Annotated in this window: 20 protein-coding genes; 12 read left to right on the forward strand and 8 right to left on the reverse strand. The window is 56.9% G+C overall.

Translation table 11 applies throughout. The annotated features are described in order from the left end of the window. Positions 1–103 precede the first annotated feature (103 nt). The 6 genes from ACXZ1M_RS13320 to map all read left to right on the forward strand — a co-directional run bounded on the left by ACXZ1M_RS13320 (position 104) and on the right by map (position 6,854). On the forward strand, positions 104–2,101 hold the full coding sequence (locus ACXZ1M_RS13320; RefSeq protein ID WP_459053615.1) for a TonB-dependent receptor plug domain-containing protein: 1,998 nt from the start codon (positions 104–106) through the stop codon (positions 2,099–2,101). Further along, positions 2,091–2,609, forward strand: coding sequence for a YfiR family protein (locus ACXZ1M_RS13325; protein ID WP_459053616.1), 519 nt, complete (start codon positions 2,091–2,093; stop codon positions 2,607–2,609). The genes ACXZ1M_RS13320 and ACXZ1M_RS13325 overlap by 11 nt, the downstream gene beginning before the upstream one ends. Then, complete coding sequence (locus ACXZ1M_RS13330) at positions 2,606–4,471, forward strand: putative bifunctional diguanylate cyclase/phosphodiesterase (protein ID WP_459053617.1); 1,866 nt, start codon at positions 2,606–2,608, stop codon at positions 4,469–4,471. The genes ACXZ1M_RS13325 and ACXZ1M_RS13330 overlap by 4 nt, the downstream gene beginning before the upstream one ends. Positions 4,472–4,551: 80 nt before the next feature. Further along, positions 4,552–5,811 carry an MFS transporter gene (locus ACXZ1M_RS13335; protein ID WP_459053618.1) on the forward strand — a complete coding sequence of 420 codons (1,260 nt, stop codon included), beginning with the start codon at positions 4,552–4,554 and terminating at the stop codon, positions 5,809–5,811. Between the two features lie 66 nt (positions 5,812–5,877). Beyond that, positions 5,878–6,090, forward strand: a complete 213-nt coding sequence (locus tag ACXZ1M_RS13340) for a ParD-like family protein (RefSeq protein ID WP_459053619.1) — start codon at positions 5,878–5,880, stop codon at positions 6,088–6,090. Next, positions 6,087–6,854 carry a type I methionyl aminopeptidase gene (gene map / locus ACXZ1M_RS13345; protein ID WP_459053620.1) on the forward strand — a complete coding sequence of 256 codons (768 nt, stop codon included), beginning with the start codon at positions 6,087–6,089 and terminating at the stop codon, positions 6,852–6,854. The genes ACXZ1M_RS13340 and map overlap by 4 nt, the downstream gene beginning before the upstream one ends. Positions 6,855–6,883: 29 nt before the next feature. Here map and ACXZ1M_RS13350 read toward each other — a convergent pair whose 3' ends face one another. Then, a complete protein-coding gene (locus ACXZ1M_RS13350; RefSeq protein ID WP_459053621.1) occupies positions 6,884–7,363 on the reverse strand; it encodes a nuclear transport factor 2 family protein in 480 nt (159 codons plus the stop codon). A 113-nt stretch (positions 7,364–7,476) separates the two neighbouring features. Here ACXZ1M_RS13350 and ACXZ1M_RS13355 point away from each other — a divergent pair, with 113 nt between their 5' ends. The 3 genes from ACXZ1M_RS13355 to ACXZ1M_RS13365 are packed head-to-tail and all read left to right on the forward strand — an operon-like array spanning position 7,477 to position 8,694. Further along, positions 7,477–7,884 (forward strand): GFA family protein, encoded by a 408-nt coding sequence (locus tag ACXZ1M_RS13355; RefSeq protein ID WP_459053622.1) that lies wholly within the window; start codon positions 7,477–7,479, stop codon positions 7,882–7,884. Between the two features lie 50 nt (positions 7,885–7,934). Continuing rightward, complete coding sequence (locus tag ACXZ1M_RS13360) at positions 7,935–8,225, forward strand: MbcA/ParS/Xre antitoxin family protein (protein WP_459053623.1); 291 nt, start codon at positions 7,935–7,937, stop codon at positions 8,223–8,225. A 7-nt stretch (positions 8,226–8,232) separates the two neighbouring features. Next, positions 8,233–8,694, forward strand: a complete 462-nt coding sequence (locus tag ACXZ1M_RS13365; protein ID WP_459053624.1) for an RES family NAD+ phosphorylase — start codon at positions 8,233–8,235, stop codon at positions 8,692–8,694. 896 nt (positions 8,695–9,590) lie between these two features. Here ACXZ1M_RS13365 and ACXZ1M_RS13370 read toward each other — a convergent pair. The 3 genes from ACXZ1M_RS13370 to ACXZ1M_RS13380 form a co-directional block, all read right to left on the reverse strand. Then, entirely contained in the window at positions 9,591–10,340 is a 750-nt protein-coding gene (locus ACXZ1M_RS13370) for a hypothetical protein (RefSeq protein WP_459053625.1), read from the reverse strand. A gap of 1,102 nt (positions 10,341–11,442) precedes the next feature. Next, positions 11,443–11,628 (reverse strand): hypothetical protein, encoded by a 186-nt coding sequence (locus tag ACXZ1M_RS13375; RefSeq protein ID WP_459053626.1) that lies wholly within the window; start codon positions 11,626–11,628, stop codon positions 11,443–11,445. 136 nt (positions 11,629–11,764) lie between these two features. Further along, positions 11,765–12,319 (reverse strand): hypothetical protein, encoded by a 555-nt coding sequence (locus ACXZ1M_RS13380; RefSeq protein WP_459053627.1) that lies wholly within the window; start codon positions 12,317–12,319, stop codon positions 11,765–11,767. Positions 12,320–12,715: 396 nt separating this feature from the next. Between ACXZ1M_RS13380 and ACXZ1M_RS13385 the strand changes: the two genes are divergently transcribed. Both ACXZ1M_RS13385 and ACXZ1M_RS13390 read left to right on the forward strand, forming a co-directional pair. Beyond that, positions 12,716–13,549, forward strand: a complete 834-nt coding sequence (locus ACXZ1M_RS13385) for a bis-aminopropyl spermidine synthase family protein (protein WP_459053628.1) — start codon at positions 12,716–12,718, stop codon at positions 13,547–13,549. Further along, entirely contained in the window at positions 13,549–14,124 is a 576-nt protein-coding gene (locus ACXZ1M_RS13390) for a hypothetical protein (protein ID WP_459053629.1), read from the forward strand. Before ACXZ1M_RS13385 ends, ACXZ1M_RS13390 begins: the two co-directional genes overlap by 1 nt. Here ACXZ1M_RS13390 and ACXZ1M_RS13395 read toward each other — a convergent pair. Both ACXZ1M_RS13395 and ACXZ1M_RS13400 read right to left on the reverse strand, forming a co-directional pair. Beyond that, positions 14,121–14,774 carry a hypothetical protein gene (locus tag ACXZ1M_RS13395; RefSeq protein ID WP_459053630.1) on the reverse strand — a complete coding sequence of 218 codons (654 nt, stop codon included), beginning with the start codon at positions 14,772–14,774 and terminating at the stop codon, positions 14,121–14,123. The two genes, ACXZ1M_RS13390 and ACXZ1M_RS13395, sit on opposite strands and share 4 nt — an antisense overlap. Next, on the reverse strand, positions 14,771–15,769 hold the full coding sequence (locus ACXZ1M_RS13400) for an ImmA/IrrE family metallo-endopeptidase (protein ID WP_459053631.1): 999 nt from the start codon (positions 15,767–15,769) through the stop codon (positions 14,771–14,773). Before ACXZ1M_RS13400 ends, ACXZ1M_RS13395 begins: the two co-directional genes overlap by 4 nt. 429 nt (positions 15,770–16,198) lie before the next feature. On the opposite strand from ACXZ1M_RS13400, the gene ACXZ1M_RS13405 reads away from it, so the two are divergent. After that, positions 16,199–16,981 (forward strand): hypothetical protein, encoded by a 783-nt coding sequence (locus ACXZ1M_RS13405; protein ID WP_459053632.1) that lies wholly within the window; start codon positions 16,199–16,201, stop codon positions 16,979–16,981. Between the two features lie 263 nt (positions 16,982–17,244). On the opposite strand, the gene ACXZ1M_RS13410 is transcribed toward ACXZ1M_RS13405, so the two are convergent. Further along, positions 17,245–19,788: a hypothetical protein gene (locus ACXZ1M_RS13410; protein ID WP_459053633.1), complete on the reverse strand. Its 2,544-nt coding sequence runs from the start codon at positions 19,786–19,788 to the stop codon at positions 17,245–17,247. Positions 19,789–19,790: 2 nt separating this feature from the next. Further along, on the reverse strand, positions 19,791–22,334 hold the full coding sequence (locus tag ACXZ1M_RS13415; protein WP_459053634.1) for a hypothetical protein: 2,544 nt from the start codon (positions 22,332–22,334) through the stop codon (positions 19,791–19,793). Positions 22,335–22,399: the final 65 nt, after the last annotated feature.

Consider the following 22,399-nt stretch of genomic DNA (forward strand, 5'->3'; position numbering starts at 1 on the left):
AATGGCGCACCAGTAGGTTTGTAAAATGTTACAGAAATTCATTTTTCACCTCCGCTGGGAGTAACATGATTTTCCGAACATCAATATTAAGCCGTCGTCTATCGTGAACGCCTCCCACCGCGCCCGCCAAGCCTTACTGCTGGGCCTGCTTTACCAGACCTGTCATGGACAGGCGTCGGAACTCCCGGACGAGCTCAGCAAGCTGCCATTGGAAAGCCTGATGGACGTCACCATGGTGACCTCCGTTTCGCGCTTTGCCCAGCGCGCCAGCGATGCGCCGTCGGCCGTGGCGGTGCTAACCTCGCAGGATGTGCGCGAACACGGCTGGCGCACCCTCGGCGACGCCCTGGCCACGCTGCCGGGCCTGTACGTGTCGAGCGACCGCAATTACGACTACCTGGGGGCGCGCGGCTTCTTGCGGCCGGGCGACTACGACAGCCGTTTCCTGCTGCTGATCGACGGCGTGCGCGTCAACGACAGCGTGTACGACCAGGCCACCATCGGCAGCGACGGCCTGGTCGACATGGATCTGGTGGAACGCATCGAATACGTGCCGGGACCGGGCGCGGCGGTGTATGGCTCGAACGCGCTGTTCGGCGTCATCAACGTCATCACCAAGGCCGGCAGCGCCATGGCCGGCGCCCAGACCACCGTCTCGGCCGGCAGCAAGGGCGAACGGCGCGGCCGCGCCAGCTACGGCTACCACGCCCAGGACGGCACCGATCTGCTGTTCTCCGTCAACGCCAGCAACCGCCGGGGCGGCGCCTTGTACGCGCCGGAATTCGATACGCCCGAGCAGAACCACGGCCTGGCCGAAGGCCTGGACTACCAGCGCTCGCAGGGCGCGTTCGTCAAGGCCAGCCGTGGCGAGTGGGGCTTCAGCGCCGGCTACATCGATCGCACGAAGGGCGTGCCGACCGCTTCCTACGGCGCCATCTTCAACACTCCCAATTCCACCCGCGACACGCAAAGCTATGCCAGCCTGGCGTACCACACGGCGCCCAGCGCGCAGTTGTCGCTGGCCGCGCGCCTGAACTGGGGCCGCGCCGATTACCTGGGCGTGGGCTGGTACGAGGACCAGGCAGGACGGCCGCGCCAGAACGTGGACGGCGACCACGCGGCCTGGTACGGCTTGAACCTGGACGCCACACTGAGCGGCATCGCCGGCCACAAGCTGCTGGTGGGCCTGGAGGCCCAGCGCAATGCCCGCCGCGACCAGTTCAGCTTCAACCTCGATCCCTACCAACTGCAGCTGGACGACCGCCGCGCCGACAACCGCTTCGGCGCCTATGTCGAGGACGAGATGCGGGTCACCCCCACCGTGCTGGTCAACGCCGGCCTGCGCTTCGACCGCGACAGCATCACCGGCACGCGCTTCAGCCCGCGCGCGGCGCTGATCTGGCAAGGCAGCGCCATCGACACCATCAAGCTGATCTACGGCACCGCCTACCGCTCGCCCAACGCCTACGAGTTGTATTACGCGGTGGGCGTGGACGTCGGCGGCCAGGCCGCCAATCCGCGCCTGCATGCCGAGGAAATCGCCACCCACGAATTGGTGTGGGAACGCCGGCCGGACGCCTACAGCAAGGTATCGCTGGCCGTGTTCCACTACCGCATCTCCGGCCTGATCACCGAAACCGTAAGGCCGGACCAGATGCTGATGTTCGACAACACCGAGCGCGCCTCGGCCAACGGCCTGGAACTGGCGGGCGAACGGCTGTTCGCCGGCGGCGTCCGGCTGCGCGCCAACTACGCCTGGCAAAAAAGCCGCGATGGCGATGGCGCCGGACTGGTCAATTCGCCGCGTCACCTGGCCAAGCTGAACGGCACGGTGCCGCTGGCGGATGGCGCGCTGCGGCTGGGCATGGAAGGGCAGTGCGTCTCGCAGCGCCTGACCGAGAACGCCCTGGCCGCCGGCTATTGCGCCTGGAGCCTGACCCTGGCGCCGGCGCGCCGCCTGAGCGCCGGCCTGGACTGGTCGGTCAGCCTGTACAACGCCGCCGACCGGCGCTACGCCGATCCGGCCGGCCCGGCCTTCGTGCAGGAAGCCATTCCGCGCGAGGGACGCAGCATCATCGCCAAGATCGGCTATGCGTTCTGACGCCTGCTTCCGCAACCGGCGCCTGCCGCCGTGGCGCACGCTGGCCGCGCTGCTGACGCTACTGGCGCTGGCGCGCGACGGCGGCGCGCAGACCGACGACGTGGCGCTGAAAGCGGCCTATGTCTACAACATCGCCCAGTTCACCACCTGGCCCGGTGCGGCCGTCGCGCGCCCGCTGCAGGTGTGCGTCAGCAGCTCGCATGTGTTGTGGGACAGCCTGCGCCGGCTGCAGGGCAAGCCGGTGGGCGAGCGGCGGCTGGCGGTGCTGGAAGCGGCCCCCGGCGCGCAATGCGATGTGCTGGTGCTGCGCACCGTGAGCGCGCGGCCGCCCGAGGCGGTCAACGGCACGCTGACCATCGTCGACGGTCCCAAGGGCGGCTACGCCGGCGCCGTCGCCCTGATCGAGGAAGACCAGCACCTGCGCTTCGACATCGACACGGTGGAGGCGGCGCGCGCCGGCCTGCACTTCAGCTCGCGCCTGCTGCGGCTGGCAAGGAACGTCCGATGAAGCGCCGCATCGCCGACAAGACCGCGCCGCTCACCAGCGCGCTGGGCACCAGCCAGCTGATCGCGGCCGTCGCCGCCCTGGTGATCGCCGGGGTGGTGCTGATCGCTTACCAGCTGCTGGACATGCGGCGCGCGCTGGCCGAGGCCGGCAAGGTGCAGGTCGCCATCGTGGCCGACAGCGTGGCCGCGCCGCTGATGTTCGGCGACCGCGAGGCGGCCAAGGATGCGCTGCGGGCCTTCCGCTACGCGCCGGGCCTGCGGGCGGTCGGCATCTACGACCAGCAGGGCAAGCTATTCGCCGAGTTTTCCTATCCGGACAGCCGCCTGCCGGCGCGCCTGGCCCATCCGGACACCGCGCCGGACGGCGTGCTGACCGTTACCGAGACGGTGCGCTACCGCAATGCCGACCTGGGCCACACGGTGCTGCACACCAGCACCGAACGGGTACGCGCGGCCATGCTGCGCTACCTCGGGCTGCTGGTGGTGGCCTCGCTGCTGGCGATGCTGGTAGTGGCGGCGCTGGGACGCAAAACCCGCGCCCGCGTCGCCGCCGCCGAGCGCCAGCTCGACTACATGGCCCATACCGACCACGTCACCGAGCTGCCCAACCGCCACTCGACCTATGCGCGCCTGACGGCCGACCTCGAGCGCGCCCGCGCGCAGCGGCTGCAGTTGGCGCTGCTGCTGGTGGATCTCGACAACTTCAAGGTCGTCAACGACACCGCCGGCCACAGCGCCGGCGACGAACTGCTCAAGCATGTGGCGGCGGCGCTGCGCGGCGCCGTGCGCGGCGCCGACCTGGTGGGCCGCATCGGCGGCGACGAGTTCGCCATCGTCTTGTGGCCGGTGACCGACCGCGCCGCCGCGCTGGCCGTGGCCGCCAAGGTGACGCAGGCGCTGAGCCGCCCGTTCCAGCTCGACTGCGGCGAATTCTTCGCCACCGCCAGCGTCGGCTTCTGCCTGTATCCGGACGACGCCACCAGTGTGAGCGAGCTGGTTAGCAGCGCCGACACCGCGCTTTACCATGCCAAGCACGGCGGCCGCAACCGGCTGGCCGAGTACGTGCCGGCCATGACCGCCGCCACCCAGCGCCGCGCCGCGCTGGAACGCGAGCTGCGCCGCGCCATCGATCAGGAGCAGCTGGCGGTGCACTACCAGCCGCAATTCTGCTGCGCCAGCGGGGCCTTGCTGGGCGTGGAGGCCTTGCTGCGCTGGCGCCATCCCGAGCACGGCCTGATCTCGCCGGCCGAATTCATCCCCATCGCCGAAGACTGCGGCCTGATTGTGCAGCTGGGCAGCTGGGTGCTGCACCGCGCCTGCCAGGACGTGGCCGGCTGGACTTTAACGGAAGCGGCGCCGCTCTCGCTGGCGGTCAATATGTCGGCCCGCCAGTTGCGCGAGCCGTGCTTCATCGACGACGTCAAGCGCGCGCTGGCGCGCAGCGGCATGGCGCCGGAACGGCTGGAGCTGGAATTGACCGAAAGCGTACTGATGGAGGACGTGGGCGGCGCCGTGGACTTCATGCAAGCGGTGCGCGCACTCGGCGTGCGGCTGGCGATCGACGACTTCGGCACCGGCTATTCGTCGCTGGCCTACCTGCAGACCTTCCCGATCAACCAGCTCAAGGTCGACCGCAGCTTCGTCCAGTTGCTGCCGCACAGCGGCGAAACGGTGATCCACGCGATTCTGGCGCTGGCGCACGGCTTCGGCCTGTCGGTGGTGGCGGAGGGCGTAGAGGAACCGTCGCAGCTCGAATGGCTGCGCGCCGCCGGCTGCGATCTGGCGCAAGGCTTCCTGCTCGGCAAGCCGATGCCGCCGGAGGAGTTTGTCGCGCGCTACCTGGCGGCGCAGGCCAGGCCCTAGGGCCAGGAACACGGATATTTGCGTGTTGCGCCGCAAGTGCACTTATACTCGCCCTCATTTTCCCTTTCCCTGGTGACCACGTGCAGCCCCCTATCCGAATTCGTCGTAGACAAACCCTGACGCTGGTGCTGCTGGTGGTGTGTGGCGTGATCAACTACCTGGACCGCGCCACCCTGGCCGTGGCCAACGAATTCATCCGGGCCGACCTCGGCCTCTCGCTCGGCCAGATGGGGCTGCTGCTGTCGGCCTTCTCGTGGAGCTACGCGCTGTGCCAGCTGCCGGTGGGCGCGCTGGTCGACCGCATCGGCCCGCGCTGGCTGCTGTTCGCCGGACTGGTGCTGTGGTCGCTGGCGCAGGCGGCCGGCGGCTTGGCCGCCACCTTCGGCTATTTCGTGCTGGCGCGCATTGCGCTGGGGATCGGCGAAGCGCCGCACTTCCCGGCGGCGGCGCGGGCGGTCAGCAACTGGTTCCCGCCGCGCGCACGCGGCACGCCGACCGGCATCTTCAATTCCGCCTCGCCGCTGGGCATGGCGCTGGCGCCGCTGTGCCTGCCACCGCTGATCCTCGCCACCAGCTGGCACTGGGCCTTCTTCGTCACCGGCGCGCTGGGCCTGGTGGCGGCGGTGGCGTGGGTGACGCTGTACCGCGACCCGGTGCGCGCCGAGATGAGCGCCGACGAACGCGCCTACCTGGAGCTGGCCGACAGCGCTGCCGCCGCGCCGCCGGCGAACTTTGCCACCTGGCGCGCCCTGTTCCGTCATCGCACGACGTGGGGCATGATGCTGGGCTTCTTCGGCTCGGTGTACCTGAATTGGGTGTATCTGACCTGGCTGCCGGGCTACCTGCGGGCCGAACGTCACATGGACCTGGCCTACGCCGGCATCGCCGCCGCCATTCCCTTCGCTTGCGGCTTTGCAGGCGCGCTGGTAGCGGGCTGGGCCTCCGACCGCATCGTCAAGAGCGCGGCCTCGCCGATTGCCGGCCGCCGCAACGCGGTGGTGCTGACCATGCTGGGCATGGTGGCGTTCACCATCCCGGCGGCGCTGGTCGAGAGCAATGTGCTGGCCGTGGCCTGCATCGCTATCGTGATCTTCCTCGCCAACGCCTCCTCGGCTTGCGCCTGGTCGCTGGCCACGGTGGCGGCGCCGCCCAGCCGCATCGCCTCGCTGGGCGCGATCCAGAACTTCGGCGGCTTCCTCGGCGGCGCGCTGGCTCCGATTTTGACCGGCTACATCGCGCAAAGCTGGTCCTTCGTGCCGGCCCTGCTGACCGGCGCCGGCATCGCCTTCGCCGGCGCGCTGACCTATCACTTCCTGGTAATCAAGCCGATTCCCGAATAAAGCGGCTTGCGCGGTTCGGCTGAACGAATATATACTTCGTATACGTTTCGTATATAGGAGTAGTTTATGGGCATCGTCAACATCGACGAAGATCTGCACGACCAGATCCGCAAGGCCAGCGCGGTGGCTTGCCGTTCGATCAACGCGCAGGCGGCGTTCTGGATCAAGATCGGCATGCTCAGCGAGATGAACCCGACCTTGTCGTTCAATGAAATCGTGGTGCGCGAGCTGCGCGCCGCCGGGGTGGAATCGCCGGCCTTGCGGGCGGTGGCGGCATGACCAAGCGGCCGGAGGAAATCGCCTTGATGGCGGAGGCCGGCAAGCTGCTGGCCGGCGTCTTCGGCCGCCTCGACCAGCTCAACCTGATCGGCATGTCGACCATGGAGGTCAACGACCTGGTCGACGGCTACATCGTCAACGCGCTCAATGCCCGTCCGGCCAGCAAGGGCCAATACGGCTACGCCTACGCGCTGAATTCCTCGCGCAACCAGGTGGTGTGCCACGGCGTGCCGTCCCCGGACGATATCCTGCAGGACGGCGATATCGTCAATTTCGACATCACGCTGGAGAAAAATGGCTACATCGCCGATTCCAGCAAAACCTATCTGGTGGGCGCGGTGGCGCCGGCGGCGCAGCGGCTGGTGCAGGTGACCTATGAAGCCATGTGGAAGGGCATCCAGGCGGTGCGCCCGGGCGCGCAGCTGGGCGACATCGGCTACGCGATCCAGCGCCACGCCCAGCGTCACGGCTACTCGGTGGTACGCGAATATTGCGGCCACGGCATCGGCCGCGAAATGCACGAAGCGCCGCAGGTGCTGCACTGGGGCCGCCCGAAAACCGGGCTGATCTTGCGCGAAGGCATGGTGTTCACCATCGAGCCCATGCTCAACCAGGGCCGCCGCGAAGTGCACACCGAAGAGGACGGCTGGACGGTGGTGACCAGCGACGGCCAACTGTCGGCCCAGTTCGAGCACACCGTGGCGGTCACGCGCAACGGCGTGCGCGTGCTGACGCTGCGGCCCGAGGAAGCGACGCCTAACTAAGCCGCTTTATTCGCCAGGCCGGCTGGGCATCAGCAACCGAGTTCGGTCAGGCCGGGATGGTCGTCCGGACGGCGGCCGAGCGGCCAGTGGAATTTGCGGTCCGCTTCCTTGATGGGCATGTCGTTGATGCAGGCAAAGCGGCGTTGCATCAGACCTTGCTCATCGAATTCCCAGTTCTCGTTGCCGTAGGAACGGAACCAGTTGCCAGAATCGTCGTGCCACTCGTAGGCGTAGCGCACGGCGATGCGGTTGCCTTCGAATGCCCACAACTCCTTGATCAGGCGATAGTCGAGCTCCTTGGCCCATTTGCGTGACAGGAACTGCACGATTTCCGCGCGGCCCGTGGCGAACTCGGCGCGGTTGCGCCAGCTGCTGTCCGGCGTGTAGGCCAGACTGACTTTTTCAGGATTGCGGGAATTCCAGCCATCTTCGGCAAGTCGAACCTTCAACAGCGCGGATTCGCGGTCGAAGGGCGGCAACGGCGGACGGGATTCGGTGGTCGTGGTCATACTGGCTCCTTGTGCGGGGGATGAACCATTCTATGCTCAAGCTAGTCCAGGGAGCAGCACCGACGGCGGAATAGTCCAGTGACGACAACGCAATAATACGGGGGGAGGCGATCATGACAAGGTCCGGAGGATGCTATTGCGGCGCGGTGCGCTATCAAGTCGACGGCGACATCACGAACAAGACGACTTGCCATTGTCAGACATGCAGACGCGTGTCAGGTGCGCCTACCGTGTCGTGGTTCACCGTAGCAAGCGAGGGATTTCGTTTGCTCAGCGGCTCGCCAGCGGAACTACGTTCAAGCGAACACGTCACGCGCACCTTCTGCGCAGCCTGCGGCACCGCCCTCACTTACCGCCGGGACGATCTGCCGCAAGAACTGGACGTCACCATCTGCAGCCTCGACCAACCCGAAGCAATGGCTCCGGCCGATCACACCCAGACTGACTACCGGCTGCCGTGGAATGCCATCGCCGACGGTCTGCCGCAATATCCGCGCAGCCGCAGCGAGGGGCTGGGTTGATTCTGGTTATCCAATCATTTGCGCTATACGCCAATCTTAAGGAGACAACCATGCCAAGTTCCAAGGTTAAAGCGACGCGGCAGGCAGCAAGCAGTTCTACAGGCCAAGCTGCCCCTGACAAACGCGAGGGCGTCGCGTCTTTGATAGGCAAAGTACAAGCGATGGTGGAGGAGTCCGGCGACCCAACCGGCTTTGACGCGGCACGATGGGTAGCGGCCTGGTTGGCCAAGCCACTACCAGCACTTGGTGGAGCCACGCCGGCGTGCTACATGAACACTTTCGAAGGGCAAAAGCTTGTGGCCGAATTGCTGTCTATGAGCCAAAGCGGGGCCTACGCTTGACCATGCCTTGTGGCGCATTTCCGTCGAAGCGCCAAGCCATACCGCCGATGACCTTAGCGGCACCGGTGCGAAGATGACAGGTGGACGTTGGAATAGCGTTGGAACGCCGCTCATCTATAGCGCCACCAACATTGCGCTAGCGACGATTGAAACGGTCCTGCACATACGCGGCGGCGGCCTGCCATTCAATCGTTTTCTGGTGCGGATCGACGTTCCCGACGATGTCTGGGCCAAGCACAAGGTGCTCGACCCGCTGCCAGGCGGTTGGGACGTCGTTCCTTCCGGCATGACAAGCCGAACCGCCGGTGATGCCTTGGTGGCATCCGGCAGTTCGGCGTTGCTACTGGTGCCATCGGTGAGCGTACCTGATGAATACAATGTACTGATTAATCCGCAACACCCGGACGTAGCGGCCATTAGTGCCGTGACCGTGAAGCGCTGGATTTACGATTCCCGTTTTTTCTCTTGAACACCTAATGACGTTTTCGGGTAACCGACCACAAGGGAAAACTTCAATGCGGTCAGCCGCGTGAGCGGCTGTGGATGTCCTGTTCGAGATCTGAAGTCTCTCGTCGGAGATTGTGTCCCCAGGCGTGGTGTATGAGATGTGATTCTCGAGGGGGCTGGGTCGTCGCCTTGTGAAAGGTGGCGTGAGCACTGCTAGATCAACTGGGGAAATATAAGAAACCCGGGCTGAGCCCTGGTGCTCACAGAGAGAACGAATGGCGGTAGCGATGAGAATACCCAGGCTGACAGCGTAGAAAGCGGAAGCGTTAGCCCTGCCAACGTTTCCGCTTTCTGTAACAGCGACGATTTGTTTCAAGCTTTAATTACACGTCTCAGACTTTAATTGTATGTCTCAGACTATATTTGCACGAAACATCAGTATGGCATGAAAGGAAACAATAAAGTCGGTCGGACTACGCGAGACAAGTCCTTGATTTGGCAGGACTGGAGAACTGAGCAAAGTTGGTCGTAGCACAGCTATGGACAATGTCCTTTCGGCCCCCACGGTAAAGTTGGTCGGGTAAGGCCGCTTCTCCCCCACACCGGTCATAGCAGTTTCCCGAAAGCGGACACTTAGGGCTCCCAGGCGCACGACAAGTCGCCAGCAACTGAGGTTAATACGAAATTTGCGTGACAAATCGCATTGAGTGTTATCGCGCTTTAACGTAGAGCTAAGCCTATGGCCGCCCGTAAATTAAACAATGAACTGCGCCATCTACCGGCCCGCCCGACTTGAGCGCCTTATTAGACCGAGCGCATGACGCGTACCGCCGACCGGGCCCTGGCGCCCTGCCGTTGGCGCTCCGCTTGAGCGAGGGGTTAGGCCTCAGCGTGGAGAAAGAACAGGCATTTGATGTTCTAGACGCCAACAATCACTGGGCGATGCGTTTCGCCTCCGCGTCCCCGCTTTCCTGGCCTGCCGGAGCCGCCCGGGCCACCGCCGTCGACTTGTAGGGTTCCCCACGGGCCGCAAGTGGTCGCATCGCCGCCGTGCCCGCCACTGCCAGGCTGGCCGCCCCTACCGCCGGCGCCTCCCTTAACCAAAAATAGATCAGGCGTAGGCTCAGGAAGTGCGCCGCCCGGTATGTAACTTGAAGCCGTAACGATGAACTTGCCTCCAGGCCCGCCATCGCCGCCGTTGCCGCCATCGCCGCCAGGTCCGCCGTCGCCACCTTTCTGCGGACAGCCCGCATTTCCGCCCATACCGCCATTTCCGCCGTGACCGCCGTGGCCGCCATCACCGCCTCTGAGGTCAACTTGGAAGTTTCGCCCAATGGCATGCATTGAAACCGCAGTAATGGCAATGCTGGATCCCGGGGATCCATTCGTGCCGTGTCCGCCAGGGTTACCGGGCCAGCCACCGTCGCCGATACCAGCTTGGACCTTATCGCTGACTCCGTCGGGGCCATGAACACCGCTCTTGCCAGCACCAAGAATCTCTACATCATCTTCGATGATGAGCTCGCCCACCTTGAAGTCGGAAGATAAGCGCTTGAGAATCAGCTTTGCTCCCGACTGCAGGACAAAGCGGTTGTAGTAAAGCTCAATAACCGAATTTGCGTCTAGGGTAACGGGAGATCCTCGGTGTACAACGAAGTCGGTCGCCATTGCTCTTTCCTTTCGCGTTAGTTGCGCCGTTGATATTGCACTCTCGTATGCCTAGCGTCAAGCGGCCGCAGGGCGATTGGATACTCTGAGGGCATCTGAGGCCTAACGTAGAGTTAAGCGGATGGCCGCCCGCAAATTAAACAATGAACTGCGCCACGTACCGGCCCGTCCGACTTGAGCGCCATATTAGACCGAGCGCATGAACTTGCAACGAACGGCGCTGCCGAAGCCACCTATGCGACTACCCGTCGAACGACTGCTGCAGCCGAAACCAGCCTGTCGGCAGTGCTAACTCTACAGGAGCCTAGTCGGCAAGACCAGCGACCGCTGACGAGCACCTGCCTATGTCCGACCAACTTTATTGTTCTCCGACCGACTTTATTGTGTCGAGTCAGGCATTCAGAGCCCTGAATCCAGACAATAAAGTCCGTCGGAAGAGGGGATCCTAAACTTATGATTTTTTAGGATTTTTTTACGACTATGCAACCATGTAAAGTCCGTCGGAGATACCGAAAAACCGGGATAACAAAGTTGAATGCGGCGAAAGTCCGTCGGGCTTGTGCGTTTGGCTACGGTATTTCACCGCCTCGGTCTTATTCCAACCTCAGAGATGGAAAGCGTATGGTTCGATTGCAGTGGCCAATTGGCGCTCAGCGTGACCGGCTAGGTCGTTTCCGAACGCAAGTAGCGCCGACCGATGTTCGAGAGATACCTAGCTCCGCGCTTTGTCCAGCCACTTCAGATTTGCCTCCGTCGTGGCCTTGCTCTTACATGATTGACTGGTGTCGCGTACTGCGCCATAGCATGTCACCACATCGCCTCGCCCCATTACAGCTTTGATGGCTTCGGGCAAATACCCCTTGCTTCCAAATCAGCTACTGATGGCTTCTGGCCTCGCGCTAGCAAGTTTAGGATCTGTTGCACTTGGTTCATTTTTTCTCTTGGCCAGCACCACGCCGGCCGTGTCATTACACTTTGACCAGTCCAGAGCGACTTGGCCGTCGCTGAAGAACGTTTTACTTGCCGACCAGGTACCCCAGCCGCCCCTCTCAATACCGATGCCCACTTCTTGCGGACATCGGTCACTGCTAGGGGAGAGCGCTTAATCCGTGTCAGGGTCTTCTCCGACGATCTTTTTAGCTGCCTCCTCGGCTTCCTCAAACAGATCATCAGGCACTTCTTCCCAAGGGATTCCACCAGCGCCACGATCATCCAATTCTTCTTGGATCTGCGTGTTCAGTTTGCGCTGATATTCGGAGATTTCATCATCTTCATCGTACTGAGGCATATAGTTCCTGTATCTACATACCGGCGACCGGCCGGCGCGGAACGCAATGGGCGTCAGTGTTTATAAGACGCTAGTTAGCTTGTCTCCCCCGCTGCGAACACAAGGGAGACAAGGCCATAGCACTTGAATCTGACAATCATACATAAGCGTTGAAGGCCATCATTAAAATCGGCTCTTCGATATAGTTGAAGTAATTCTGCATGCGGTGCATGTGACGACTTTCCGAGAAGTTACCGCGCCAAAGAAACCAACCACCAGTAATATGCTTCGGTTTCATGATAGAGCGATCCCCAAAGTAAATGAAGATTGCCTCATTTTTGGTCGACCGAGCAAATACATACACCGGCGCTAAGTTCAGGGTGTCAACGCCGGCGCACTCGATTTGCACCTTATTCATTGAAGCGAATGTAAGCGTAATAGCGCCATTAGCGTCATCGAAGTTAACTGTGCATTCCGCCAGAGCTTCACCGATCTTGTCTGCCAAACTCCGTCCACGCGCACTTAAGACCTCTATGAGCATGCGAACATTTTTAGCAACCGTGTCCGGGATTACCGTACGACCAGAAGAGTAAGACTTATCTTGATCTTTTGTCACCTTTGTTGCCGCACACCAGTTGTCGGCAACTGAAATGCAAGAACGAGCCTTCGCTGCGCGGTACTCGTCGGGAGTCATTGGAATTGGCTCGTTCATCAACTGCTCCTAGCTAGTTACAACGTTTTAAAAGTACCTAGGATCTACGAACCAATAATACACCAAATAAGGTGTTCTGCACTTATTTTGGTGTAAATATTCCACGCCTATGCCACTTTCTTACCCCAGCAACCCGGCACTACTTATGTTCACATCCAAGCGTTTCGCCGCTGTACAGCCTCACCACAAGAAGTTCATCAGTGGAGCCGATTTCAATGTTGCATAAGAACAATTATTTGGTGTTTTCTCGCATCTTCGAGAGTCCAACAGGATCTCGATAGCATTATGCGAGTTACGTGCTGATGCTGGTCAGTTAGCATAAAGATCAGCTACTATTTGCTTGAGTTAATTTTCTCGTCACTACTGTTATGTGCAACTTCTAGTCAGGAGAGCCGAATGGCGGAGATCGATCTCAAAGCAGCAATCAATGCGATTTCTGATGTGGTCCAAAATCGTCCGCGTCCCCTGCGCGAAATGGATCAGATCTACATGAAGACCGGCGACATGGTTCTTCAGAGCGAGATTGTTGCCAAATGGGCTCATGGAAAACGGCTGGCGTTCATCGGTGACGGTGACGCCATCAGCGTCAGCGTCGCGTTCCTCATGCACAGCAAGATTCTTCCGTACGGTCCCTCGAAAATCCAAGTCTTCGACTTCGACGAGCGTATCTGCAACGCAATCAAACGCTTCGCGGACCGGGAGCGCATTGATAGTCTCGATTCGACCCTTTACAACGTTCTGGAGGCATTTCCAGAAGTAGGTGAGTTTGATTGCTTCTACACCAATCCGCCGTGGGGGGCGAGTAACGGTGGGGCGAGCGTCAACGTATTTTCCCAACGTGGGATGGAGGCTGTCGGTAACAAGGGCGAGGGAATGATTGTCATCGCCGATGACCATGAGCTGGCCTGGCCGCAAGTGGTTCTCTCTGAGGTCCAGAAGTTCGCCCTATCAGCTGGATTTTTCGTCCAGCGCATGGCCTCGAAGGTTCATCAATATCATTTGGACGACAACCCTACGCTACGCTCATGCAACCTGATGATCAAGTCCTTGCCAGAACTCACTCCCATCACGAGCTCGGCCCCGATCGACGATCCTGCGAGGCTGGAAAACTTCTACGGCAAGGATCGCAAAATCAAGATTCGCTATGTGCGAGAGAAAAGACGCGTCGATTATGGCAAGGCAAACGAAGATGAGTACCGCTACGAGGAATTCGCTGAGGAGGGCAAATAATGGGTGACATCATTGTGCCGAACCGCGGCATCCTGTTTATGAAAGTGGGAGTCCACGCTCAGGAATCGCTTGAGGACATTATCGAGCGCAAGACAAAGGAAATTAAAGAGGCTGGATTCGCTTTGTGGGGTTACGGCGGCAACACCTGCCATCCGACTACCAAGGTTCAACCGTTTGTCACTGAACGTGAGGGGCGTGGAGAAAAAGTGATCTTGTGCATGAACGAGATGAAGTCCAATCACTTTGCAGATCCCGTACGCGCCGAGTACTACTCGGTAGACGGCGCTGACTGGGAGAAGGTGCCCAAAGAGATTAATGTTTTAGGATCAAGGTATGCCTTAGCGATCAAGGAACTTCGCCGCGAGAAGCTGGTCCTACCGTTGGGAAAGTCAGCAGTAGCGATCGGCAATAGCAAAGGCATGTCTGGACTTAGGTATATCAATGGGCGCGTAGACAAAGCGTGCCTGGAGCTGGGGGAAGGGGTCGATATTCCTCCGGCGCCTGACGAGAAATTCGTGCAGATTGATTTAGTCGCTGAGTTGTGCAATCCCTACGCTGTTTTTTTGAAGAACTAGCCTGGATAAGACACCAGCACGTCAGGAGCGCTCGCTTTGATGTTGTTAATGTAGCTTGCCAGCCCCTCTCTACACGATGGCTCGGGGCTTCCACCGGAGTTGCATCCCAAGGCCATTGTCAAGCTGGTGTCGACTGCCGGTACTGCACATACAGGAGCCTGCACTGCGCCGATCCCAGCGTGATCTATCATCCACAGGATAAGCTGTTCCAGACATGCCACCTTTCCGTGGACATAGGCACACGGATCCTCGTGATTCAGGGTTGAAATGGCTTTGATAGCACGCTTATCGCCTGTCATCATCAAGCCGATGCCGCGCGTGTACATCAACGCGCATAGCTGACTTTCTCCAATGTCGAGGTCTACTCCCAACGTAAGGGCGGCGCTTTCAAGCTTGGCAGCTAGTTGCAGTTCCGATGGCGTTGGCTCCACTGCAGCGATCGACTGAATGGCGTCGAGGAAGTGCGCCTTGGCCGCCACCTCTTGATCGCCTTTGAGCTTCCTCTTCAACTTCCCCGTAACTACAAACTGCGCGGCGCCAATCATAGCGGGCCTCTTAGTCCCGAATGGGGCGGTCAAGAGGAGCTGTTTGAGTAACTGATACGACGCAGTTTTAAGCAAGATATCTGTATCGATCAATGCGCCGCTCATGCTGGTGCTCCCATGACTGCTTTTAGGAAATGGGTGCTCTCATCAGACAGTTTTGTCCAATCCATCTGTTGCACGGCGATCTTGTTGACCACCTCCCATGCTGGGATGGCATTGTCATAAATATGGCCCAATGCTCCTTGTGCCGTAGGCCACTCTCCAGTGGCGAATCCGTAGCACAAGGCCATTGTGCCTGGCTCAATACGCATCTCCGGCCCAGCTGCGAGTACCTGCTTAGCAAGGTCACGGGCGCTACGACCTTGCCCCTGCTTTTCAATCTGAAATTCGGGGTCTCCCGTTAGCAGCTCCAACGCATAATGATCTGCTTCAAGCTCTTCTCCGTCCTGCTCTTGCGGGACACCATCATCGTCCATGTCAATAAGTGCGGAGCCAGCAGCCACATGACCACAGGCGATATGGCCAATCTCATGTGCAACGTTAAAAGCAATCGCCGCTGGGTATGTCGAATCTTTTGCTAAGAGGATTGCATGTCGATCCTGGAAACTGGTAGCCATCGCGCTCATGCGCTTAGCTGGCAAAGGAAAAACTCGCAGATGAAGAACCGGCACTCCGACCGCCCATAGCGTAGCGAGGAGCTCGATAAGACCAACGTACTGGTTGTTGCGCAAAATTGACTGCCGAAGCTGCGAAGCGGGCATTCCGACGAGAGGCATTGCCTGGGCAATAGATTTGACTAGCATTCGCGTGACGGACTTACCGAATGCCGTAATGGCAGGCTTGTCACGTTCATCGTCCCCTTTAAAGCTTTTGTACTTTGCTGAATCGTCCCAGATGAACTTGGGGGTCTGATCGTCCAGCACGGTAACGGGATCCAGACCGAGGTTGCGAGCAAGAGAGAAGCGCAACTCAGCTTGTGCAGAAGGCGAGGCATCAGCTGCCTCACTCCACCATTCTGGCCAGGCCGCACGTATGGCAGAGTCTGTCAGCCCAGTAGATTTAGCTAGGCGTATCCGAAATTCATCCGCGTTGTTTGCCAACAGAGCCTCCTTAGGTGCAAAAATACGCCCTCATCAATCCTCGTGCCGACGTTCTTTAATAGTATACGAACGGGTGCTATTAATCAGCTCTGCCAACAATGCGGCGTGAGGGGGAGTGCCGTCCCAAACCTCGCCTACCAACTTGCACAGGCTATTGAGCATTTCGTCCTCATTGCGTGCACTTTCTTTCACATTGACACCAAAATATGCACACAGCAACAATGCATTTTCCCCTCGGCTAGTTGCCCCATTTCTTAGGAACCTACGAGCAGCGTAAAAGTTCACTCCGCTCGCCTTAGCAAGCTCTGTTGGTGTACCGGCGTACGAGGCCAACGCCTCATTCAACTGGGTCCTCGTGTTACTCCATGTCGCTTGCGTTTTGTGCATATTTTTATATAATACCAAATATTATGCACATTTGAGGCCGTGATGTTCGATCCCTTGAACGAGCCAGCAATAGGCCGACAACTATCCCAAGATTCCATTCCTGACATCTTCTGCTGGACGAAGATGGGAACTGAGGCTGGGCAAACGCTAGAGGCCATCCTCAAGCGCAAGGAGCTGGAGCGCATGGCCGGCGATGGCGTGTTTGCTTGGGGGATCGGTAGCTCGCTGGGCGGTGGCGTCGCGTTGGCAAGACAGTTGAGTCCAACTGGTAAGGTTGATGTGATTTTCACGCCAATGAAAAGCGCCCCAAAGCAGGTCGATGTGGCACCTTCCGAAACCGTTCTTTGGCTCAGTTACATTGAGAGCAATGGCTGCGTCGCACCGCTTCCAGAACATCTGCTAATCACCAGCCGCGGGGGCGCCAACAAACGAGGCCACTACGCCCTTTTATGCCATAGCGATCGTAGCCTTAGCGCCAGCGATGTAAATGACTTTATTTACTCCACCTGCGCGCGCAATCTGGCAAGCAGTAACCCGATCGGTGCGTCCCAGGTAACGTCGATGGTTCGGTATGGCGGCAGCGATTGCGTAGTTGCCGGGGATGCTCCATATAGGGTGGCATTTCGCGCTGCATTGCATGGCCAGGGATTCTTGAAGTTAGTGAATCCAGTCGTGGTGCAGGGTTCCATCAGCGAGCTCTATAACGAGGCATGCGCCGCTGCATCTGCTTCCGAATGGGCCACTCTAGCCGCTAAAGTAAGGAAAGCCGCACGCACTCAAGCTGAGTTAGCAATGGGAGAGGATCTATTTGCTCTCGAGGCCTAGAGAGTGATAGAGCGCGCGCCCTGATCGCACCTGAGTAAATCAGTTTTCTCCCTAATTGCTAAGAATAATTCGACGCTCGCACCGTCGTGACCGGATCCCCATACGATAGATTGCCCGACGACTCGGCATCTCACGCGATGCCGTCCGACGCTATCTACTATCGGAAATAACTGAGCCGCTCCTATACGGAGCGGCGATCATCCAGCGGCTTGGATAAATATTCGGTGTAGCTAAGACTGCACCGCGCACCCAAGTCATCGGCGCTAGGGGTTAAGTTTCTGGATCTGCCAACGCCGATGACGACCATCGAAAATTTCCTGTCCATTTGAAAGTATGCGGGTAATCCAAGTTTGCACATTGTTGTTTTGCGCAGGCACTGCATGATAGAGCCGCTGCGCTGCAGACTCGATTAGCTTGTACTCATGCGCGATTGTGGTAGGCATCAAGCCCGGATCGTCAGTGTTAATGCAGACGCGAAGCGGCTGTGTTCGTAAGCTGTGAATATTTGCCATACCTGTCCCCGCGACCAGCTCGCGAGAGTCTGGTGGATCCCAACGAAAGATTGGATGTTCTTGATGATTACGAAGACGCCCTGTATACACGTTAGATGTGGGACAAGCTTCAATCGCGATTTTCTTCTCAGCTAGGCTTTCCATCATAGCGTCCTGTAACATCGTCAGCAGTTCAATTTCTGGCTCTGATATCACCTCAGTATCATTGCCTACCACCTCCAAACTTGGTAACAGGCTATCGCTCGTATAGAGTCGAATCTGCCTTTCGCGATGCTGTAACTGCAGAGGATCGATGTACTGGCGCCATAATTTAACTTCTATGGATTTCCGGTTGTTGGCCAAATAATCTGCATCAGGTACCCAAGGTTTTTGCATAGGAGCTCGCGCCGCGACGGGGTCTTTAGCTTTGAGAGGACAGTTTTTTCGGAGTGTCCATGCCGTGTGCAATACAGCGGGCGTCTGAACTGCTCCATAAAGCTTTTCGGACCAGCCCGCAATTTTTTGTTCAAGAATTTCAATGGCGGCTTGCCGTCCCGGGTGACCAGGTGGTATCCAGGTCATAGCTCGGGAGTGGCACCAAACTAAATTGTCCAAGTGCTCTTGTAAGCTGATGTAGATTTTCCGCTGTCGTGCGATCCATTGGCGAACATCAATCCCAAGTGCTAAAGCGTGACCGAGCCTGTCTCCGTCACCGTAAGCGCAGAATTCGACTGTTTCGTCGATAGCACGCATGCCACTAGCGATATGGCTGAAATCTTCCCCCGCGTGAATGCTAAGGTGCAGAGGCTGCATACTGGAGCAGTCAATCAATGGAACAGGTGTCTTATTGATCCATTCATGGCGTAGATAACGAATAGCTGGCGCAAATACTTCGATAGGCAAGCCATTTTCATCACCTGCAACATCAATTCCTCGAAGTAGCAGAGCTAAATCCAAAGTCACGCTAACTGAACTCGATGGCAATGACAGTATGTGCTTGCGTGCTTTAGATGACAGCAGCGTCTTTAAAATATTCTCGGCAACGGCTTTGGCTGAGTGACGTTTCCCTGCATACAGCCTATCACCAGCTGCTCTGTTTCCAGTTTCACGAGTAAAGTGATAGACAAAATGCGCATTGTCGGCCCGCCCGGACTGGATCAGTAGTCCAGCGCTACTAGCTAGTTTGCTTATCTCTATATCAACCTTTCCTACCTTAAATTCACAAGAAACGTTGGTCGCCGCATTATGAATAACGGAAAATTTCCGATAGGCTTCGTTATCTCGTCCTTTTCGACTTACAAATCGGAAATGCTCAAGAAAACTGCCTAGGCCTGTGCCGGCAGAAATCATGCTTGAACGAAATACATTACTCGCATGCATAAACGCACGTAATGCGAAGTGCCTGACATTCTGCGGAGACGCCATGCGGTCATGCAAGAGTAAGGCTGTTGCGAGCATTAGCCAACGACGTTGCGGCGCAGCTGCCTGGTCGAAGACGATATGCAGCAGGTGTTGGCAAATCGTATCTTTGATGCCTGTATCCATGCTCCTATGAATGCTTTGTTTTACAGGTACCCAAAGGCTTGGCGCCTGCCAACGAGGAAAACGTAGTTGTGCCTTGATCCCAAAAATGTCATTAGCCAAGAAATAAAACAAATTATTCAAAAGTCGGGGAAGCTCATCGAGGTCCCGTTTTCCACTTCCGTATAGAGTGAATTCCGGCTGATGTGGCCAGGTGTCGCCTTTACGAAATGAGGAGCCTAAACTCACTGCGAAATCTAGTAGAGCTAATGCCGGACCTCCCATGCCACTTATGTGTAGATGATTGTCGGCATACTTCAGTCCTGCCTCGCTAATGCCGAAAGCGTTCGCACATTGTTCTACCGATTCGAGCTGCTCAACCATGTTTGCAGGTTCAGCTTGATTAGACAGCTGCTCGGCTAGGCGAGCAGCGATAAACCAAACTGGATCCACCTTAGCGATTAAAGCAGTCCATAATTCCAGGCACTCATCCTTAACGGTTACCCTGCCAGTAATCTCGGAAAAATCTAGCAGCTGATTCGCTATGGCCGTTAGGAAATCGAGGCTGGATGAGTTATCCAACTGGTCTGCCAAACATGGCTCTAGCGCGGACTTCGCATCTTCAATGCGTATTCCATCGCTCTGGTAATACTGCAGATCCATTAGCGCTGCAACTGCAAGCTTGCTCGGTTCCAAAGACTGGAGCGTTCGCTCTGGTTGCATGTAGAATTCCAGCCATCGATCGGAGCGTAGCAGCGATACAGCAGCAAGCCAGTCTAGCTCTAAGGTTAACAAGATTATGATCCTTTGAGGCCGGCGACCCTTCGTACACTCATGTATAGCGCTTTGCCCCGTGCGCGGCCTTCATACACTTTCTCCAGACTGGTTTGGTGACTGCGGCAAAGTTCTCGCATTTGCGAGAGTAACTTTGCCGCTTGCCCTTTTGTCATATTCTCTACTAAACGCTGGGAACGGGGCATCATGTTGCGTAACTGCATAGCGAATGTAGCAGGGTTCCTAGCGCTTGGTTTAGTGATCCGACGTTTCCCAGATCGCATTAGCGTAATTTTAGACTTCCCAACAACCAGTTCAAATAGTGGGTGCGCCCATATAGCGCCCAGTAAAGCTTGCTCAATAGTCTTGAGATTTTTTCTATTAAGCGCCGCTTCCCGGTTTCCGATAAAATTAATAACATTATCGCGAAAAGAAGGATCTTTCTGTCCATATAAACTTGGATTTCTTATCAACTCGACATTGGGCGTGTGAGCTGTATTCTGTTGTACCACCTTAGGATTCAAAAAACTAGCAAATGCGTTTATTAAAACATATTCGAAGCGTCTCACTACGTCGGTCAACTCATCCCTGACAAATATATGATTTGCTTTAACGCGCATGATATGAAGTTGAGTAAATGACTTATTAAATACACAATGCAGTAGATTGACAAGGCCAGTAGTTTGTGCATGCTTCAATGCGTCCCAATTCTCAAACTCCCAATTGGCAATCCTTTGCGCGAAGGTGCGTTGACTATTAGCAGCGGCATTGTTGAGTTTTTTCTCCATCATTGAGTCCCCCCTAGCTTTAGAAGAGTCCTCATCGCCCATTGCTTCTAAATTATCATCGTCCAGCGTTTTCGTTGGAGCTAAAGAGTAGGCGGAATGAAACGGGGGAGCTGCAATAATCCGATCCAAATAAGTATTCCACTGATCTACACGCTCATCCCCGGGCTCTTCTGTTCCATTGGCTAAAAACAGAGAAAGAAACAAAATTTCAAGTGGACGTCCAAAAAATATCTGTGCTGAAGTACGCCTGGACGTACCGTAAAAAGCATGATGGCAATACAGATTGAAGACGAAGCGGTCATGACCATTAATATTATGGTCCCGTAATTGCTCCTTGAATTTTGGTACTTGTAGGACTTCCGTGAAGAACTCGACTGGTGGCATACTACGCAATGTAAAAGGACGATCCTTCAAATCCTTAACGAAATGCCTTTGGGAATTTTCAATTGATGGACTTAATTTTAAGGCAAGAATTGCAGCATCGATTTGTTCAAAGTAAGAGCGTTCATTCCACTCACTTTGCTCCTGCCGAGCTTGTTGCAGTAAGTTAAAAGCAGTTAATTCATTAAGCCGAATAAATTCCTCGGAAATCCGAATATTCATGAGGCGACGTTCTGCAAGTGCGGTCAAGTAAGCCGAACCATGATAACGCGCTTCGGCAAGCGCCTGATAGCGATACCAAAAATCTTTAGTTTTGGAGTCTTCTGCCCATACGAAACTTGGAGGGAGAAGACGACAAAGTTGTACCATTTCGCGCGCAGTCGTCGGACGGGGCCAATTGTGACTTTTTTCCTCACCGTTTACAAAAGGACAAACTTCATTTTGAAGCAGCGAAAAATAATAATTAGCAGGAGTACTATCTTCAACGCCCTTTTCTACAATGTTCATTGAAGATACTAATTCATCAAGAGGCAGCAATCCAACTCTATATTCAATTGGAAATAGCTTCGTCAAGTATGCATCGGTAAGCTTTTCCGCATCAGCTAGCGATAATAGTTTACGTCCGCTCGCCGTATCACCACCATGAACAAAGTGATCAATTACAATCGGTTGATATAGGGATTTATCACCGCTGACTAAGGGAATGATGTACGGACAGCCTAGGAGACGTCGCACCACGTCCAAGACTTCGAACGCACGCCCCAGGGCCATATCAACGTCGTCGATCGGGAGAACAATGGCGGTAACTCCAAGTATGTCAGCGCATGCCTGAGCATAATCATGAAAATAGCGTTCCAGCTGAATGCCAGAGCGATAACTGATAATACGGTCAATCCCTGCTAAATCATTGCTAGCATGTTCTGCATTGCCCAAGGCGGCGCCTAGATGCTCAAGCGCTTCATAAAAGACAGGGCGTAGCTTGCTGTTTGTTGAGTCATCCCCAAGACATTGCTCGACTTGATTAAATAAATGTGCGATCACAACATTTGCAAAATTATCATTATCAACTAGCAAGGTAGGATCCACTTCCGGGCAGAAGTGCAACTTAATCTCATTCGACTTTTCTTGTTCCTCCCACATTGCCTTGGCATTGCGCAAGAATACGGTCTTTCCAGCGCCACGCGGTGCGGCCACAAAAATTGCGTCATGAATTGCGTGAACAAAATCGGGGGCTTTAGCTCGTCGCGTCCGATATACCATAGCAAATTCACCTGTTCGCCGTAATGCATGCACTAAGCTCGCCGAGGCGTCGCGCTGCCACCGATCATTCAGGCTTAGACCGTGCTCAAAATCGCCTGCGTCGACCTGAAGTTCGATTGAGGGTTGCGTCATTGTCATGCTTTCCGTTGTTAAGCGATAAAGCAATACTAACAATTAAGATGATTTCTGAGAAGAAATATAGT

It is taken from the genome of Duganella paludis (genome assembly GCF_054461335.1).